Source organism: Streptomyces sp. NPDC050704, assembly GCF_040654355.1.
Taxonomy (GTDB): Bacteria; Actinomycetota; Actinomycetes; order Streptomycetales; family Streptomycetaceae; genus Streptomyces.
In genome coordinates this window covers 127,394-144,922 of sequence record NZ_JBFAHW010000005.1, presented here as the reverse complement: position 1 = coordinate 144,922, position 17,529 = coordinate 127,394, and the positions used below count along the sequence as shown (strand labels likewise).

10 protein-coding genes and 2 pseudogenes are annotated in these 17,529 nt (G+C 67.2%); 6 read left to right on the top strand and 6 right to left on the bottom strand.

From position 1 onward, the window contains the following. Positions 1-54: 54 nt before the first annotated feature. From tuf to AB0I18_RS04310, 3 genes are all read left to right on the top strand, one after another. A complete protein-coding gene (tuf, locus tag AB0I18_RS04320) occupies positions 55-1,248 on the top strand; it encodes an elongation factor Tu (RefSeq protein ID WP_363103824.1) in 1,194 nt (397 codons plus the stop codon). Positions 1,249-1,500: 252 nt separating this feature from the next. Next, complete coding sequence (locus tag AB0I18_RS04315; protein WP_363103823.1) at positions 1,501-4,623, top strand: glycosyl hydrolase 115 family protein; 3,123 nt, start codon at positions 1,501-1,503, stop codon at positions 4,621-4,623. Between the two features lie 36 nt (positions 4,624-4,659). Beyond that, positions 4,660-5,733 (top strand): endo-1,4-beta-xylanase, encoded by a 1,074-nt coding sequence (locus tag AB0I18_RS04310; protein ID WP_363103822.1) that lies wholly within the window; start codon positions 4,660-4,662, stop codon positions 5,731-5,733. Between the two features lie 65 nt (positions 5,734-5,798). Here the strand turns inward: AB0I18_RS04310 and AB0I18_RS04305 are convergent. The 5 genes and pseudogenes from AB0I18_RS04305 to AB0I18_RS04285 form a co-directional block, all read right to left on the bottom strand. Further along, positions 5,799-6,388 (bottom strand): annotated as a pseudogene (locus AB0I18_RS04305) (Uma2 family endonuclease). 102 nt (positions 6,389-6,490) lie between these two features. After that, positions 6,491-7,024: a hypothetical protein gene (locus AB0I18_RS04300; protein WP_363103821.1), complete on the bottom strand. Its 534-nt coding sequence runs from the start codon at positions 7,022-7,024 to the stop codon at positions 6,491-6,493. Between the two features lie 111 nt (positions 7,025-7,135). After that, positions 7,136-8,386, bottom strand: coding sequence for an RNA-guided endonuclease TnpB family protein (locus AB0I18_RS04295; protein ID WP_363103820.1), 1,251 nt, complete (start codon positions 8,384-8,386; stop codon positions 7,136-7,138). A 175-nt stretch (positions 8,387-8,561) separates the two neighbouring features. After that, a pseudogene (locus tag AB0I18_RS04290) lies at positions 8,562-8,837 on the bottom strand (helix-turn-helix domain-containing protein); the annotation flags it as partial. A 309-nt stretch (positions 8,838-9,146) separates the two neighbouring features. Further along, positions 9,147-9,620: an ATP-binding protein gene (locus AB0I18_RS04285; RefSeq protein ID WP_363103819.1), complete on the bottom strand. Its 474-nt coding sequence runs from the start codon at positions 9,618-9,620 to the stop codon at positions 9,147-9,149. 140 nt (positions 9,621-9,760) lie between these two features. Between AB0I18_RS04285 and AB0I18_RS04280 the strand changes: the two genes are divergently transcribed. Then, a complete protein-coding gene (locus tag AB0I18_RS04280; RefSeq protein ID WP_363103867.1) occupies positions 9,761-10,615 on the top strand; it encodes a helix-turn-helix transcriptional regulator in 855 nt (284 codons plus the stop codon). Further along, on the top strand, positions 10,612-10,818 hold the full coding sequence (locus AB0I18_RS04275; protein WP_363103818.1) for a DUF397 domain-containing protein: 207 nt from the start codon (positions 10,612-10,614) through the stop codon (positions 10,816-10,818). Before AB0I18_RS04280 ends, AB0I18_RS04275 begins: the two co-directional genes overlap by 4 nt. Positions 10,819-10,829: 11 nt before the next feature. Here AB0I18_RS04275 and AB0I18_RS04270 read toward each other — a convergent pair whose 3' ends face one another. Beyond that, positions 10,830-12,431 (bottom strand): hypothetical protein, encoded by a 1,602-nt coding sequence (locus AB0I18_RS04270; protein WP_363103817.1) that lies wholly within the window; start codon positions 12,429-12,431, stop codon positions 10,830-10,832. A 543-nt stretch (positions 12,432-12,974) separates the two neighbouring features. On the opposite strand from AB0I18_RS04270, the gene AB0I18_RS04265 reads away from it, so the two are divergent. After that, the gene (locus AB0I18_RS04265) at positions 12,975-17,495 is read left to right on the top strand and encodes a DUF6531 domain-containing protein (protein WP_363103816.1); all 4,521 of its coding nucleotides are present in this window, start codon (positions 12,975-12,977) and stop codon (positions 17,493-17,495) included. The last annotated feature ends 34 nt before the right edge of the window (positions 17,496-17,529 follow it).

Here is a 17,529-nt window from a genome sequence, read left to right as displayed (position 1 = left end):
ATCACCTGGCGCCGATGAGTAAGGCGTACCAGAACCACTCTCAGGAGGACCCCAGTGGCGAAGGCGAAGTTCGAGCGGACTAAGCCGCACGTCAACATCGGCACCATCGGTCACATCGACCACGGTAAGACGACCCTCACGGCCGCCATTACCAAGGTGCTGCATGACGCGTACCCGGACCTGAACGAGGCTTCGGCCTTCGACCAGATCGACAAGGCTCCTGAGGAGCGCCAGCGCGGTATCACCATCTCCATCGCGCACGTCGAGTACCAGACCGAGACGCGTCACTACGCCCACGTCGACTGCCCCGGTCACGCGGACTACATCAAGAACATGATCACGGGTGCGGCGCAGATGGACGGCGCCATCCTCGTTGTCGCCGCCACGGACGGCCCGATGCCGCAGACCAAGGAGCACGTGCTCCTGGCCCGCCAGGTCGGCGTTCCGTACATCGTCGTAGCCCTCAACAAGGCCGACATGGTGGACGACGAGGAGATCCTGGAGCTCGTCGAGCTCGAGGTCCGTGAGCTGCTCTCCGAGTACGAGTTCCCGGGCGACGACCTGCCGGTCGTCAAGGTCTCGGCGCTCAAGGCCCTTGAGGGCGACAAGGACTGGGGCCAGTCCGTTCTCGACCTGATGAAGGCCGTGGACGAGCACATCCCGCAGCCCGAGCGTGACGTCGACAAGCCGTTCCTGATGCCGATCGAGGACGTCTTCACGATCACCGGTCGTGGCACCGTCGTCACCGGTCGTATCGAGCGTGGTGTCCTCAAGGTCAACGAGACCGTTGACATCGTGGGCATCAAGCAGGAGAAGACCACCACCACGGTCACCGGCATCGAGATGTTCCGCAAGCTGCTCGACGAGGGCCAGGCCGGTGAGAACGTCGGTCTGCTGCTCCGTGGCATCAAGCGCGAGGACGTCGAGCGCGGCCAGGTCATCATCAAGCCGGGCTCTGTCACCCCGCACACCGAGTTCGAGGCGCAGGCGTACATCCTGTCCAAGGACGAGGGCGGCCGTCACACGCCGTTCTTCAACAACTACCGTCCCCAGTTCTACTTCCGTACGACTGACGTGACGGGCGTTGTGACCCTCCCCGAGGGCACCGAGATGGTCATGCCGGGCGACAACACCGAGATGATCGTCGAGCTCATCCAGCCCGTCGCCATGGAGGAGGGCCTGAAGTTCGCCATCCGTGAGGGTGGTCGGACCGTGGGCGCCGGCCAGGTCACCAAGATCAACAAGTAAGCCTCGCTTACCTGTTGGGCTTGAACGCCTGGTAGCTCCTCGCGAGCTCCTTGAAGGGGCCCGTACGACTTCGGTCGTACGGGCCCCTTCGCTGTGCCCGTGTCTCTGTCCGTGTCTGTGTGTTGCCGCGTCGAAAAGATTCGTCACGAAAGTATTCGGCGCTGACGACCCGTTGTCCCCATAGGTTCACTCGCCTCACCATTTGTCATGCCACTGACCAAATTCGGATCGAGGGGTATCGAGGGGTGAGGCATGTCTGGGCGCGTCAGCCGTAGGACCGTTCTCGGGGTGGGTGCCGGGCTCGCGGCGCTGCCCGCGTTACCCGGACTGCCCGGCCTGGCCGGGGTCGCGTGGGCGGCGGACGCCCCGCCGGTCACGGACCCGGGGGCGTACATCTCCTTCTCGCCGAAGGACGGGGCCTTCCCGCTCGTGGGCGCTCCGGTGGTCGTCCACGCCGACGACCACCCCGGAGTCGTACGGGTGGCAGGGGATCTCCGTGCCGACATCGAGCGGGTCACGGGCGTACGGCCCGGGTCCTCGGTGGCGCGGCAGGTCGTCCTGGTCGGGACGATCGGGCGCAGTCCGCTGATCGACGGGCTGGTCGCCGCCGGAAAGCTGGACGTCACCGGCGTGCGAGGCAAGTGGGAGACCTCTCTCCAGACCGTCGTCGAGCGGCCGATGCCGGGTGTCGACCGCGCCTTCGTCATCGCGGGCAGCGATCCGCGCGGCACGATCTTCGGGGCGTACGACGTCTCGTACGGGATCGGGGTCTCGCCCTGGTACTGGTGGGACGACGTGCGGCCGGTGCGGCGGAGTGAGGTGTACGTGCTGCCGGGGCGGTACAGCCAGGGCACGCCGGCGGTGAAGTACCGGGGAGTCTTCATCAACGACGAGAACCCGGCGCTGGGGACCTGGGCCCCCGGGTACTTCGGGCCGGGGAAGGCGCCCGGGCATCCCGGCGGCTTCACCGCCGACTTCTATGCCAAGGTCTTCGAGGTGCTGCTGCGGCTGAAGGCGAACTATCTGTGGCCGGCGGTGTGGGGGCGGGCCTTCGCCGAGGACGACCCGGCGAACCACGCGCGCGCCAAGGAGTACGGGATTGTCATGGGCACGTCCCATGAGGCGCCGATGATGCGGGGCATCGAGGAGTGGAACCGGCATGCCGTGCCCGCCGTGCGGGACAGCTCCGGGGAGATCGTCACGCCCGGCCGTGACCCGTACGGCGGTACGGGGGAGTGGTCGTTCCGGCGGAACGCGGCGGCCGTCAAGGCGTACTGGCGCGACGGTATCGAGCGCATGGTCGACCAGGACTTCGAGGGTGTCGTCACGCTCGGCATGCGCGGCAACGGCGACACGAGTCTGCCGGACGGCGACGGCATCGAGCTGATGCAGGAGATCATCGCGACGCAGAGATCGATCATCGCGGACGTCACGGGGAAGCCGCTGGCCGAGACCCCGCAGGTCTGGACGCTCTACAAGGAGGTCCAGCGGTACTGGGACCGCGGGCTGCGGGCGCCGGACGACGTGACGGTCGTACTGACCGACGACAACTGGGGCAACATCCGCAAGCACCCGGACCCGGCGGAGACCATGCGGGGCGGTGGCTACGGGCTGTATTACCACTTCGACTACGTGGGCGTCGGCCGCAACTACAAGTGGGTGGACACCACTTCGCTGCCGAACATGTGGGACCAGCTCCATCAGGCGGTCGAGTACGGGAACCGGGAGTTGTGGGTCACGAATGTGGGGGATCTGAAGGGGAACGAGCTTCCGACGGAGTTCTTCCTCAACTACGCCTGGAATCCGGGACGTTGGCCGTTGGAGAGCCTGGGTGAGTGGGAACGGCGGTACGCCCGGCAGAACTTCGGGCGGGCGGAAGGGCTGGCTCCCGCGATCGCGTCGGTGCTGGCGGCGTACGCGCAGCTCCAGTCGCGGCGCAAGCCCGAGCTGCTGAACCGCCGGATCACACTGGTGGACGGCAAGGTCGTGTACGACGACAAGGCGACGCCCTTCTACTTCGGCCACCGCGAACTGGAGCGGGTCACGGAGGAGTGGCGGCAGCTGGGCGAGGACGCGGCCCGGATCGGCCGACGGCTGCCGGCCGCGGATCAGGACGCCTGGTTCGAGCTGGTCGGGTACGAGGTGGAGGCGACGGCCAACCTGTACGGGCTGCGGGAGGCGGAGTTCACCAACCTGCTGTACGCCGGGCAGGGGCGGGCCGCGACCAACGACCTGGCGGCCGAGGCGGAGGCCGGGCTCGCACGGGACTTCGCGCTCGCCGAGCGCTTCAACTCGCAGGTGGCGGGCGGGAAGTGGCGAGGTTTCCAGACGCAGCCGCACATCGGGTACGGGGATGTGGAGCGGTACGGGCCCAACGCGCCCTGGCAGCAGCCGGAGCGGAACAACGTGGCGTTGCCGGACGAGATCTTTCCGGCGGTCAAGCGTATTGAGGTGCCGACGGCGGCCGCGATGGGCGTGGCGGTGGACGGGGTGGAGTCGGGGGAGTGGTGGCCGGGGGCGGGACCCGGTTCGGGGGCGGCTGCCGTGCTGCCGGTCTTCAGTCCGTACCAGACGCGGCCCGACCAGTACATCGAGGTCTTCAACCGGGGGCGTACGGCCTTCGACTACCGGATCACGTCGTCCGTGCCGTGGCTGCGGGTGGACCGTCCGCGCGGCCGGGTCGGGAAGCAGGTACGGGCCGTGCTGACCGTGGACTGGTCGAAGGCGCCGCGGGGGCGTGCGGAGGCCTCGGTGACCGTGGAAGGGGCGGGCGCGGTGGTGACGGTCGGGGTGATCGCCGAGCGACCGGCCGCGCGCGGGCTGCGGGGGTTCGTGGAGGCGGGCGGGTACGTCGCCGTCGATGCCGAGCACTTCACGCGTTCGGTGGGGACGTGGCGGCGTATCGACGGGATCGGGCGTACGGGGGCGGGCGTCACGCCGTGGCCGGTGACGGCTCCCAGGCAGACTCCGGGAGGTTCGTCGCCGCGGTTGGAGTACGAGGTGAGTCTGCTGTCCTCCGGTTCCGGTTCCGGTCCGGGCCCGGTGACCGTCTGGGCGTACCTCTCCCCGCGGAATCCGACGCTGCCGACGGGCGGGCTGAAGTACGGGATCTCGTTCGACGAGGACACCCCGCAGATCGTCGACATCCACGCGGCCACGGGAGCCGATGACGGGCTGATGGACATGGAGTGGGCCCGCAACACATCGGACAACGTCAATCGCACGTCGACCCAACACACGATCTCCGCGGCCGGAGTGCACCGGCTGAAGTTCTGGATGGTCGATCCGACGGTCGTGGTGCAGCGGCTCGTGATCGACACGGGTGGGCTGACGCCGACGTATCTGGGGCCGCTGGAGAGCCACCGCATTCGCTGATCCGCTGACCTGTACTACTTACTGGAAGGACCGCACATGAAGCACTTCCGCCTGCCCTTCGTGGGCCTGCTCAGCGCAGCTCTGCTGGTCACGGGCGTCCAGACCGCTTCCGCGCACGAGGCTCCGCGGGGTGGTGCGCAGGCTCCGCTGCGGACGCTTGCCGATCGCGCGGATCTGCGTATCGGCACGGCCGTGGACATGGCGGCGCTGGCCGACGACACCGCGTACCGCAGAACGACGGGCCGGGAGTTCAACTCCGTCACCGCCGAGAACGTCATGAAGTGGGAGGTCGTCGAGCCCACGCGCGGGACGTACGACTGGTCGGGGGCGGATGAGCTGGTGCGCTTCGCGCGCGAGCGGGGACAAGTGGTCCGCGGTCACACGCTGGTCTGGCACAGCCAGCTGCCCGGGTGGCTGACGTCGGGGGTGGCGGACGGTTCGATCGACGCGGCGGAGCTGCGCGGGATCCTGCGGAAGCACATCACCACGGAGGTCAAGCGGTACAAGGGCAGGATCCAGCAGTGGGACGTGGTGAACGAGGTCTTCGAGGAGGACGGTTCGCTGCGGAACTCGATCTGGCTGCAGCAGCTCGGACCGTCGTACATCGCCGACGCGTTCCGCTGGGCGCACGCGGCCGACCCGAAGGCGAAGCTCTTCCTCAACGACTACAACGTGGAGGGCGTCAACGCGAAGTCCACGGCGTACTACGAACTGGCGAAGCGGCTGCGGGCGGAGGGAGTTCCGGTGCAGGGCTTCGGGATCCAGGGGCACCTGGCGATCCAGTACGGATTCCCGGGGGATGTGCCGGGGAACCTCGCACGGTTCGCGAAGCTGGGGATGCAGACGGCCTTCACAGAGGTGGACGTCCGGATGATCCTGCCGGTGGATGAGTCGAAGCTCGCGACGCAGGCGGCGTACTTCCGGGGGCTGCTGGACGCGTGCCTGGGGACGCGTAGCTGCAAGTCGTTCACCGTCTGGGGCTTCACGGACAAGTACTCGTGGGTGCCCGGGGTCTTCGAGGGGCAGGGGGCGGCGACGCTGCTGGATGAAGGGTTCGGGGAGAAGCCGGCGTGGGGGGCTGTGCGGGAGGGGCTGAGGTCGGGCCGCTGAATCCCGGCACGGCAGACAGCACGGCAGAGAGCATGGTCATGGCGGGCAATGCGGCGGGCGATGCGTCAGTCGGCGTGTTGCCCGCCGGGCTTGCCCGGGTAGTGCGGAAGGTCGGCGGTCGAGATCGTCCACTCGGCGATGGTGACGTCTTCGCCGTACATGAAGTCCTTGCGGGTGGCGTAGCGCGGGCCGCTCGGGGTCGAGTGGATGTCGGAAAGGACAGCGCCTTCACCGGTGCGCGGGTCGAAGATCACGTAGACGGGGATGCCGAGCAGGGAGTAGTCGCGCACTTTGCCCACCCAGTCGTTGTCCGGGTTGGAGCGGGACACGACTTCGATGGCGGCGATCAGCGTGCGTGGGTCGAAGGCCCCGTCGCCCTCCATGTCCGCCTCGGCGATCAGCATCACGTCGGGGCGGCGCATGACACCTGCGGACTCGTCTTCCACGTCCGGGGTGCCGGTGTGTGCCACGAGATCGTCCGGCATCACCTTCTCAAGGCGTTTGCGCAGGTGCGACCTGGTCAGTTCGTGAGGGCATTGGGTGCGGCAAGGTCGTGGATGATCCCTTCTCTGGTGATCTCGAACTTGCCGGGAAGGGCGGCGCCCATGGCCTGGACGACGTTTCGCATCGTCCGATACACATGGCGGGTGATCATGCTGAGCGATCTCCATCAGGTTGGAACGGCAGTCGCGGCAGCGATCCGGGGGTGGGACGGGCGCGGAACGGAGCGGCGTGCGACGCGCCCTACGGTTCAGGTTCAGAAACCCAGACAAGTGATCTGGACGACGTAGACACGCTCGCTGCGCACGACGACCTGGTACGTGAACATGCCGCCGGGGACGATGATGTCGCCGCCTTTTGGATCGATCCCCTCACAGGCCCGACCGTGGACGTGGAAAGTTTCGGCAGCCCTGACCAACTCGTCCGCCCTCCTCTCCACATCGGCGAGGAAACCGGCGGGGGCGAGGCGGTGTACGTCCCGTTCGGGGAGGAGGAGGCGGTGCAGGCTTGCGAGGAGGGTGGCGGCCGTGCGGTGGCGGGCCTGGTCGGGGTCGGGGGTGTGGGGTTCGGAGAGTGGGGGTTTGGGGGCGGGGGGTACGGGAGCGGGCAGTGGCGCGGGCGAGGGCAGGGGCGCCGAGGTCGGCGGGGCTGCGGGGGGCGCCGGTACGGGGTCGGGGTTCTGCGGGGGCGGTACGTCGATGGGGGTGGCTCGGCGCGGCTCCGGGGGAGCGGGCTCGGTGGCCTCGGCGGTCTTGGCGTCGGCCTGGATGAACGGCTGGTTGTACGACACGGTGTGCGTGACCAGGTGGCCGCTCGGCAGGCGCTTCCGGGTGCGGGACAGTTGACTTGCACCTCGCCCTGAAGGGCGAGGATTCTGGCCTTCTCGATCGTTGCTGTGCCGCTACGCGGCACGGGGCGCGGTCGGGAATCCGTGGCTTCCTGTTTCTTCGCGCTGTGCCGGGATTGCTCCAGGTCTTACCGGCGCTCCGCAGGCCGATACCGCCAGTCCGGCGGCCGTCTTCACGTTGATCGCGGCGTTGGTGTCCCGGTCGTGGACGGCACCGCAGGCGGCACACGTCCACTCCCGGACATCGAGGGGTTTGGGCCCGTCTTTGACGCCGCAGGCGGAACAGACCTGACTCGTCGGCTCGAACCGGCCGATCTTGATCAGGGTGCGTCCGTACCGCTCCGCCTTGTACCGGAGCATGTCGATGAACGAAGACCATCCGGCGTCGTGCACGGACTTGGCCAGCCTGGTGCGGGCCAGTCCCGTCACCGCCAGGTCCTCCACGGCGATCCCTTGGTTCTCGGAGATCAGCTGGGTGGAGAGCTGGTGGTGGAACTCATGGCGGGCGTCGGTGACCTTGACGTGGGCGCGAGCGGCCTTGAGCCGGGCCTTGTTCCGGTTCTTCGAACCCTTCTGCTTGCGGGACAGTTCCCGCTGGGCCTTCTTCAGTTTCTTCTCCGCGCGGCGCAGAAACCGCGGGGAGTCGATCTTCGTGCCGTCGGACAGGACGGCGATGGGGGTCCCCCCGGACGGAGTCTGGGGGAGGGTCAGGCCGAGGTCGATGCCGATCGTGTGGTCGGTGGCAGGCATCCGCTCGGCATCCGCCTGCGGGTCGGTGTCGATGACGAACGAGGCGAAGAACCTGCCCGCGCTGTCCTTGATGACGGTGACCGAGGTGGGGGTGGCGGGCAGGGTGCGGGACCACTTCACCTGCACCGCCCCGATCTTCGGCAGGTTCAGCCGGCCGCTGTCGGTGAGGGACCAGCGGGCGTTGGCGGTGAACCGGATCGACTGCCGGGTGTCCTTGCGGGACTTGAACCGGGGTGCACCCAGTTTCGGGCCCTTGCGGGTGCCCTTGAGGGAGGCGAAGAAGTTGCGGTACGCAGTCTCGGCGTCGCGCAGGGACTGCTGCAGGACGACCGCGGAGACCTCACCCAGCCAGGAGCGTGATGTGGTCTGTTTCGCCTGGGTGATCAGGCGGGTGGACAGCTCGCCGATCTTCGGGAACGGCTGCTGGGCCTTGCGGGCGTCCTCACGGGCACGCACCGCGTCGTTGAACACGACGCGGGCGCACCCGAACGCTTTGGCCAGCGCGGTGCGCTGGCCGGTGTCCGGGTACAACCTGAAGGCGTACCTGAGCTGCATGACGATCACACTAGGCACGCCGAACAAGCGCCGTCACCGGGAACATGTGAGCGACTCATCACCGGTGGTGAAGCGAAGTCCGCTCCGCCGGAACGACACCGCGACGCTCCGCGTCGCAGGTATGAGATTCGCTTCACCACCGGGGTGAACCCCGGTGCACTGCGAATGAATCCCGGTAGCCGTGCGCCTCAATTTCCCGCAGGGCGGCGGCGATACGGGTCTCACCCTCGTCGAAGCGGTCCGCGAGCGTCTTGATGTCGACGCGGGACTCGGCGGGCAGCGACTGGATGTGGGTGGCGAGCCCGATCGCGGTGAGCGACATGACCGGGTGCTGGGCGAGGTGGTTGCCGATCACCGTGAAGCGGGTGGTGTGGCGGGTGTTGACATGGGTGACGCCCCGCGGAATCCGGGGCTGGGCGCACGTGGGCGCGCTAGGGTTCTGCTTATCCATCGGGAAGGCCTTCTCTTCCTCGGTGGTCAGGCCCTCGATCGGGATTGCAGTCCCGGCCGGGGGCCGTCGCATGTTCTGGAGTTGTCTCACCGGCTGATCGACTGACTTGCCGGTTGCCTTGCTTGTCGCGGGGCGAGCATATGCCTGCCAACCGGACAGAAATCCAGCTGAGTTGGCGATTGTCACCCTTGTGGGCGACGCGGCCTCGCGGTGCTGACGCGGGAGGGCGCGGGAGGCTGGTGGGGTTTGGTGGGGTTCTTTCCCTGGGTTCTTTAAAAGCTTTGATGTCGTGCAGCACCAGCGGTCCATTCACCGGGACGTGACGCGCCGCGATTCGGTGGGAGCGGTCCGCCGTACGACGCTGATCTCGGCCCAGACCGTTTTGCGCGGGGGGCGGCCGGGCGTCACGCCCCAGCGGTCGGCGAGGGCCTCGACGAGGAGGAGGCCGCGGCCCGATTCGGCTTCCGGCGGGGGGAGTTGCCGGAGGCGGGGGATCGGTCGGTCGCCTCGGGTGTCGGTCACCTCGATGCGGAGGGTGCCGCCGATCACGTAGAGCGTGAGCCGGAAGTCGCGGCCGGGTACGCGTCCGTGGGTCGCCGCGTTGGCCGCCAGCTCGGCCACGATGTGGCTTGCCCCCTCCAAGGGCAGTTCCCAGGCGCGGAGTTGCTCGGTGGCGAGCAGCCGGGCGAGGCGGGCGCCGCGTGGGGTGGAGGAGAGCAGCACGCTGAAGTTGCGGACGGCGTAGTCGGGTTGGGACGGGTGCCGGGCCGTTTCCTGATTCATGTCACTCAGCGTGGCGGACCGTGCTTGCCTTGAGCTGCGATGACGACTGTGCGTACCGGGACTGTCCTGTCGTTGTCTCGTTCTGTCTCGGCTGTCCTGGGTGTCGTGCGGGTACGGGTCGGCGTTGGAGGTGGGTGGGCATGAGTAGTGAGGGTGTGGCTGTGGACGAGGCGGGCTGGGATCTCGAACCGGGGGACGAGAGTGCGCCGTTGGTGGAGGCCGTGGGGCGACTGGTCAGGCTTTGCCGGGAGGCGGCCGGGATGCGGGTCGCCGAGTTCGGGGAGGCCATCGGGTACGGCGAGGACATGGTCCGCAAGATCGAGCGAGGGGCGCGGATTCCCCGGCCGGAACTCCTGGACCGGGCGGACGAGGTGTTGAACGCGGGTGGGCATCTCAAGGCGTTCAGGGAGGACGTGGAGAAGGCTCGGTATCCGAAGAAGGTGCGGGAGTTGAAGGAGCTGGAGGACCGGTCGGTTGAGGTGCTGCTGTACAGCAACCACAACATCCATGGCCTGTTGCAGACATCGGAGTACGCGCGGAAGCTGTTCGAGATGAGGCAGCCCGCGTACTCGCCGGACGTGCTGGAGCGGGGCACCGCAGCGCGCATGGCCCGGAAAGCCATCTTCGAGCGGGAGCCGGCTCCGACGCTCAGTTTCGTCCAGGAACAGGTGACGCTGGAACGCCCTCTCGGTGGGAAGCCGGTGCTGCGCCGACAGCTCGAACACCTATTGGAGGTAGGGCAGTTGCGGAACGTCGCGCTTCAGGTGATGCCGACCGACCGTGAGGAGCACTCCGGTGTGCAGGGCCTGATCGAAGTGCTGAAGTTCGCCGACGGCACGGCAGTCGGGCGTTCCGATGGCGCGTTCAACGGCCGCCCGGTCTCAAACCCCAGAGACCTTCGTATCCTTGAACTGCGCTATGGCATGATCCGGGCGCAGGCTCTCGACCCGAGGGAGTCACTGGCCTTCATCGAGCAAGCGCTGGGGAGACTATGACCGCCGCCACGGAACTCCACTGGTACAAGAGCAGCTACAGCAGCAGCAGTGATGTCAACGACTGCGTCGAGATAGCCGCTACCCCCACTAACGCCCCCGCCACCATCCACGTCCGCGACTCCAAGAACGCCGCAGGCCCCCGGCTCACGCTCAGCCCCGCCGCCTGGTCGTCATTCGTGGCGCCCCTGTCGACGGCCCAGTAGAACGGGGCTGGTCACCCCGAGGCCAGCTGTTCCGCTATCTCCTGGATCCAATCGCCGGTCTTCGCCGGGTCGTTGAGGGTCTCAACCCAGGCTTCCGGCTCCAGCTTGTGCTTGGCGGGACCGGATTTGAGCGCGATGAGCAGGGATCTGGCGGACTCCCGCATCTCGGCCGTCGTGCTGCCGCTCCCGGAGATGTCGGGACCTGCCGCCAGGGCGTAGATCTGGCGCGCCATGGCCTGGCGTTCGCCCTTCGACACCTTCTTCCAGAACTTCAGGGCATGCTGCAGTGACTCCTTGCGGGACGCGGCCTCCGCGGGGGTCTCGCCCTTCGGCGCCCAGCGCTCGGGGTGGTGGACCTCTTCGTAGCGCTTCGTGGCGGCGCGGAGCGCCTTGTACATGGTCACGCCGAGGACGAGGCCGGCCCCGGCCCCGGCGAGGCCCCATCCGACCGGGTTGCTCGCCAGCCCGACTGTTCCCGCCGCGACCGCCGTCACGATGCCGGCGGCGGCCTTGGTGGACTCGCCCCCGCCGCTGACCGTCTCCTTGCCCATCTTGGTGAGCTGCTTCTTCTTCGCGTACCCCTGCACGGTGCTCAGCTTTTCCACGTCTCGTTCGGCGTGCTGGAGGGTCTCGGCGGCGTCACGGGCTTCGCCCATCGCGTCCCAGGCGGCGTCGATGGCCTCGGAGACGAGCTCCAGCCGTTCCGGGCCGTCGTGGGCCCAGTAGGCGTCCAGTGCGACGTAGGCCTCCGCGGCGGCCCAGCCGGCCTGCTCCCGCGACTCGGTCAGCCGGGCCAGTGCCCCGGCCTGGACGACGTGGGGGTCTCCCAGCTTCTTGATCTGCCGGTACTTGCCGGCCGCTCCGCCGACGCGGAAGGCGGACCGCATGCCTTTGATCGCGCCGATGGAGGCGCTGGCGATACCGCTCGCCTCGGACGCCACCGCGGCGCCCGCCGCCTTCTGGACCTTGGTCACCTCCTTGGCGATGGCGGCGCTGTAGCTTCCCGAATTGGCGGCGCCGACAACCGCGTCGGCACCCTTGGTCTTGGCCCGCTTGTTCGCCGTGTGGTGGTTGGCCCCGGTCTCGTGCTTCTTGGCGTCCTTCATGTTCTTGTACGCGTCCATGCCACTGGCCACGGTGCCGGCGGCCTCCGTGAGGAGGTTCCCCGACGCCGCGGAGGTCCCCGAGGCGGCGGTGGAGTGCTTGAGGCCCTCGTTGGCCGAGACGGCGGCCTGCTGGGTGAAGGCGGCGTTGGTGGGGGTCTGGAAGCCCTTGATGAAGGTGTCGATGGGTTCGAGATTCTTCTTGAACCTGTCGAGGAGCGCGGCGATCCGGTCGCGGTAGTTCTTCTTCTTCGCTCCGGCGGACGCGCCGCCGTTCTCCGCCGCTCTGTCTCTTTCGGTGTCCCGGGCGGGGTCTCGGGCGGTGTCCCGGGCGCGCTGCACCGCCGCGGTCGTGGCCCGGTTGCCGGCGCGGGACTGCATCGCGAGGAGGGCGTGTTCCGTCGAGCGTGCGGACGTACTCCCGGTCCTGCTCCCTTCCCGACGCTGCTGGGCCGGCGTCAGGACGGCTGCAGACTGCCGTGTCGAGGTGCGGTGGATCGGGGTGCTCATGAATGGGCCTCTCCTGTACCGGACCCGGCGAGGCGAAGGTAGCCACACCTGGCCAACAGAAGGGGTGCGGCGGGGAAACTCCTCACGGATGCTGTGGGGCGCGTGCGGTGGGTTGCTCGGGCCGAGTACGTCGGCCGGCGGGGAGTTCGCGTTCACTGCGGCCACGACAAGGAGGCAGGGATGCTTGAAGGAGTGCTGATCGCCGAGAGTCTGAGGGTCGGGGCCCAGTTGACCGGAGTCCCGCGGCTGGCCGGCCGAGTTGGCCACCTGCCTCGCCCCGACGGGCGGCTGGTACACCGACTTCCACACCGCGACAGACACCTTCGTGGTCTTCGCGGACAAGGTCTCCGTTACCCACGGGGTCAGGCCGAAGGCCGTCGCGAGGCCCAGAGTCACGGACGCTCCGTCGGAGCCCCTGAACAGCAACTCGACTGGCAGGCCTGACCTCGGGATCCGAACTGTTCTTGCATGCGAGGGACGCCGACGCCTAGTAAATTCGCTGCTGCGTACGGTTTCGTACGGGGCAGTTGTGACGGGGGTCGCGTGGTGGCGGGTTATCGGCCGACGGACTGGCACGTCCTGGATCTGGAGAAGGATCCGACGCCGGGGGATCCGGTCCGGGTGCGGTCGTTGGCCAAGAGTCTGCATGACTTTGCCGATGACGTGCAGGATGCGCTGCGGTTGGTGAAGGGGATGGCGGAGGAGGATGCCGTCCTGACGATGGTGGGGAAGACCGCCGAGGTGTTCCGGGACGAGTTCTCCGGGGTTCCGAAGAACTTGAAGAAGCTGAAGAAGTCGTACGACCTGGCGGGGGATGCGCTGGCGGCGTACTGGCCGAAGCTGGAGCGGGCCCAGGCCCTCGCCGACAAGGCCCTGGCCAAAGGCCGCGAGGCGCAGGCGGACCTGTCCTCCGCCAAGTCCCGTCTGTCCACGGCCGATTCCTGGGTGACCCGGGCGAACAAGGAAGCCGACAAGTACAAGGACGATCCCGGGTCGGCGGGCAAGGATGTGCCGAAGCCGGACGAGTCCAAGGTCCGTGCCGCCACCCGGGATGCGACCAACGCCGAGTCCGCGCAGACCTCCGCCCAGTCGGACGTCACCTCCGCCTCGAACGCGCTGGATGCGGCGAAGAAGATGGCCGCCGACGCGCGCACCATGCGGGAGGACGCCGCGCGGGAGGCGAAGAGCAAGCTCGACGAGGCGTCCGACGCGGGCATTCAGAACCGTAAGTGGTACGAGGAGGTCGGGGACTGGGTCTCCGACAACTGGGACACCATCGTGGCGGTCTGCAAGGTCGTCGTCGCCGTCCTCGGCATCATCGCGATGATCATTGGTGGGCCGATCCTGGGCGCGATTGTGCTCATCGCGGCGCTCGTGGTGCTGGCCGACACCCTCAACAAATATATGAAGGGCCAGGCCTCCCTATGGGATGTGGCCTTCGCGGCGCTGGAGTGCATACCCGGGATGAAGGGGCTGACCAGCCTCGGCGGACTCGCCAAAGGCCTCAAGAGCCTCAAGGGTCTGAAGGGCATGGCGAACGGTGTCCGGGGCCTGGGCAAGTCGGCCCGTGGAGCCCTCGCGGACGGGGCCAAAGGCGCGTACAACCGACTCAAGAGCAAGATCAAGGGTTGCGGTGACCCGGTCGATGCGGCTACTGGTCAGATGTTCCTGGCGGAGACGGACGTCACGCTGCCGGGCACCCTCCCTCTCACCTTCACCCGCCGCGTCGCCTCCGGCTACCGCACCGGCTGGTGGTTCGGCCCCACCTGGTCCTCCACCATTGACCAGCGCCTCGAAGTCGACGACAGCGGCATCGTCTTCGTCACCGAGGACGGCATGCTCCTCACGTATCCCCACCCTCGGAAGCCGGACGCGAACGTTCACCCCGAGAGCGGTCCGCGCTGGCCTCTGACACGCCTGGGCACCGGGGGCTACCGCATCGATGATCCAATCGCCGGGCAGAGTCGCCAATTCGCCCCACCTCGGGAGGGCGTGGCGCTTCTGGAGCGCATCGTCGACCGCAATCACAACGCCATCGACTTCGACTACGACTTCGACGGAGTACCTCACGCGATCCGGCACTCGGGCGGCTATCACCTCGTCCTGACCGTGGTGGAGGAGCGGGTCACTGCTCTGAGCCTGGCCGGTGGGGGTGAGGACGGCTCGGATCTCGCCCTCAAGCGGTACGGCTACGCGGACGGCAACCTCACATCGGTCGTCAACTCGTCCGGTCTGCCGATGGAGTTCATGTACGACGAGCGTCTGCGCGTCTCTTCATGGCGGGACACCAATGGCAGTCGTTACGACTACACATACGACGATCAGGACCGCTGCGTCGCGCAGGGCAGTGAAGCCGGATACGTGACCAACACCTTCGCCTATGACGGGGCCGACCCCGCATGGCCCGGCTCGTGCATAACAGAGATCACGTCGGCTGACGGAGCCACCTCCCGGTACGTCGTTGACGACAACTGTCTGGTGGTCGCCGAGATCGACCCGTTGGGTGGCACGGTCCGCACCGCATACGACAGCGGGCACCACCTCATCTCCTCCACGGATCAGCTCGGCCACACCACGAGCGTGGTCAACAACGAGCTGGGGCAGCCCGTCGAGATACGTCGACCGGACGGCAGCGTCGTCCGAGTCACCTACAACCACCTCAATCTCGCCGCAGCCATCGAACTGCCGGACGGTGCCTCCTGGAGGTACACCTACGACGAGCGAGGCAACTGCACCGCTATCACCAACCCGGCCGGGGAGACCGAGCGCAGCGTCTACACGGCAGCGGGACATCCTGCGGCCGTCATCGATGCGTTGGGGCGCACCACCACGGTGTGCTGTAACGCGGTAGGACTGCCCATCCGGACCACGGATCCCCTGGCCGACGTGCTCTCGTGGGAACGTGACGCGTTGGGACGACCCGTCACGTTCACCAATTCGGCAGGACACACCACCCGCTTCGGCTGGTCGACAGAGGGTCATCTCATTCGCCGCACCACGGCCGATGGCGAAAGTGAGACGTGGACTTATGACGGTGAGGGCAACTGCACCAGTCACATAGACCAGTTGGGACAGATCTCCCGCTTCGAATACACCGATTTCGACCTGCTCGCAGCCCGTAGTAGCCCTGACGGCGCCCGCTACGAATTCGCCTACGACCCGTCGCTACGCGTCATACAGGTCACCAACCCTCTGGGGCTGAACTGGAGTTATGACTACGACGCTGCAGGACGGCTGGTGTCGGAGACGGACTTCGGCGGCCGGGCGGTCACTTACACGCATGACGCTGCGGGGCGGCTCGTCTCACGAACCAGTGCTCTTGGTGAGACCGTTTCGTTCGGCCACGACGCGCTCGGCCGGATCATCCGCAAAGACGCTGCCGGGGCGGTCACCATCTTCGCCCACGACCAGTCCGGCCGCCTCACCCATGCCGCAGGGCCGGACTCCTCGCTCACGCTTGAGCGTGACCACCTCGGCCGACTGCTTTCCGAGACCGTCGACGGGCGCACTCTCACTTTCACGTACGACGAGGCGGGGCGCCGCAGCAGTCGCACCACCCCCACCGGAGCGACCAGCGTGAGGACCCATGATGCCGCGGGCAGGCTTGCCCGACTCGTCACTTCCGGCCGCGTGATCGACTTCGAGCGCGCCGCATCGGGTCGGGAGATCGCCCGGCACCTCGGTGCGAACGTCACCCTGGCCCAGGCCTTTGACGAATTGGGCCGCCTCGCTGCTCAGTCGTTGACCACGGTAGATGGCCAATCAGTTCAAAAGCGCGCTTACACCTACCGCGCCGACGGCAACGTCATCGGCGTCGACGAGCAGCTTGCCGGCGCCCGCCGCTTCGACCTGGACCCGGCAGGCCGGGTAACCGCCGTCCACGCCCGCAGATGGACCGAGACCTACGCCTACGACGCCGCAGGGAACCAGACGTACGCCGACTGGCCCAGCACACACCCGGGCCACGAGAGCACCGGGCCGCGCGCATACGCGGGCACCGATATCGTCCACGCCGGTCAGTTCCGTTACGAGCACGACGCCCTCGGCCGTGTCACCCTTCGCCAGAAAACGCGGCTGTCCCGCAAACCAGAGACCTGGCGCTACCTCTGGGACGCCGAGGACCGTCTCACCACTGTAATCACGCCGGACGGCACACGCTGGCGCTACCGGTACGACCCCCTCGGGCGTCGCGTAGCCAAGCAGCGCCTCGCCCTCGACGGCGAAACGGTCATAGAGGAGACCGTCTTCTCCTGGGACGGTACGACTCTCTGCGAGCAGACCACCGTGGCAGAGGAACTGGCCAATCCGGTCACCCTCACCTGGGATCACCAGGGCTTGCACCCCATCGCGCAGACCGAACGGGTATCGGCGGCCGAAGCGCCCCAGGATGAGATCGACTCCCGCTTCTTCTCGATCATCACCGATCTCGTCGGTACCCCCACCGAACTCGTCGACGAAACCGGGAACCTCGCCTGGCGCGCCCGCGGCGCACTCTGGGGCACCACCGCCTGGGTGGCTGATAGCAAGACGTACACGCCACTACGATTTCCCGGGCAGTACTTCGACCCGGAATCAGGCCTCCACTACAACTACTTTCGCCACTACGACCCCGAAACCGGCCGATATCTCACCGCGGATCCCCTTGGTCTCGCCGCTGCTCCCAACCCCCACACCTACGTTCCGAACCCCCATACTTGGAGCGACCATCTGGGGCTCGCACCGGACGAGTGCACGCAGTCCATCTTCAAAGCACCGGGGAGGAACCTGGGGGAGGCTCAGGAAAAGTACGGGTACCGTGCGGACGACTTTCCTGGAGATCCGGACGGCCCTGATTACATCTATCCCAATGGGCGGGTTTACTTTGCGAAAGAGCGCTCAATAGCTGATAAGTATGCCAAGTCTTACGGTGAGGGGGTGGTTGAAATCAAGATTCCAAAGTCGGAGTACACTGCGAAGTATCAGAAGTATGAACGAGACTATGAAGGAGGTCCTGACAAGGAGCTGGAAATTCCGAATAATGTCGTGGAAGAACTGAATCAATACCCGAGAGTTCGGCACAAGTAATGACGAAAGAATCCTGGGAAGAAGCGAAACGAAG

What these genes read in the sequence shown, in the direction of transcription:
- AB0I18_RS04315 (WP_363103823.1), top strand. Translation starts at nt 1,501, where the DNA reads ATGTCTGGGCGCGTCAGCCGTAGGACCGTTCTCGGGGTGGGTGCCGGG.
- AB0I18_RS04310 (WP_363103822.1), top strand. Translation starts at nt 4,660, where the DNA reads ATGAAGCACTTCCGCCTGCCCTTCGTGGGCCTGCTCAGCGCAGCTCTG.
- AB0I18_RS04295 (WP_363103820.1), bottom strand. Translation starts at nt 8,386, where the DNA reads ATGCAGCTCAGGTACGCCTTCAGGTTGTACCCGGACACCGGCCAGCGC.
- AB0I18_RS04285 (WP_363103819.1), bottom strand. Translation starts at nt 9,620, where the DNA reads ATGAATCAGGAAACGGCCCGGCACCCGTCCCAACCCGACTACGCCGTC.
- AB0I18_RS04280 (WP_363103867.1), top strand. Translation starts at nt 9,761, where the DNA reads ATGAGTAGTGAGGGTGTGGCTGTGGACGAGGCGGGCTGGGATCTCGAA.
- AB0I18_RS04275 (WP_363103818.1), top strand. Translation starts at nt 10,612, where the DNA reads ATGACCGCCGCCACGGAACTCCACTGGTACAAGAGCAGCTACAGCAGC.
- AB0I18_RS04270 (WP_363103817.1), bottom strand. Translation starts at nt 12,431, where the DNA reads ATGAGCACCCCGATCCACCGCACCTCGACACGGCAGTCTGCAGCCGTC.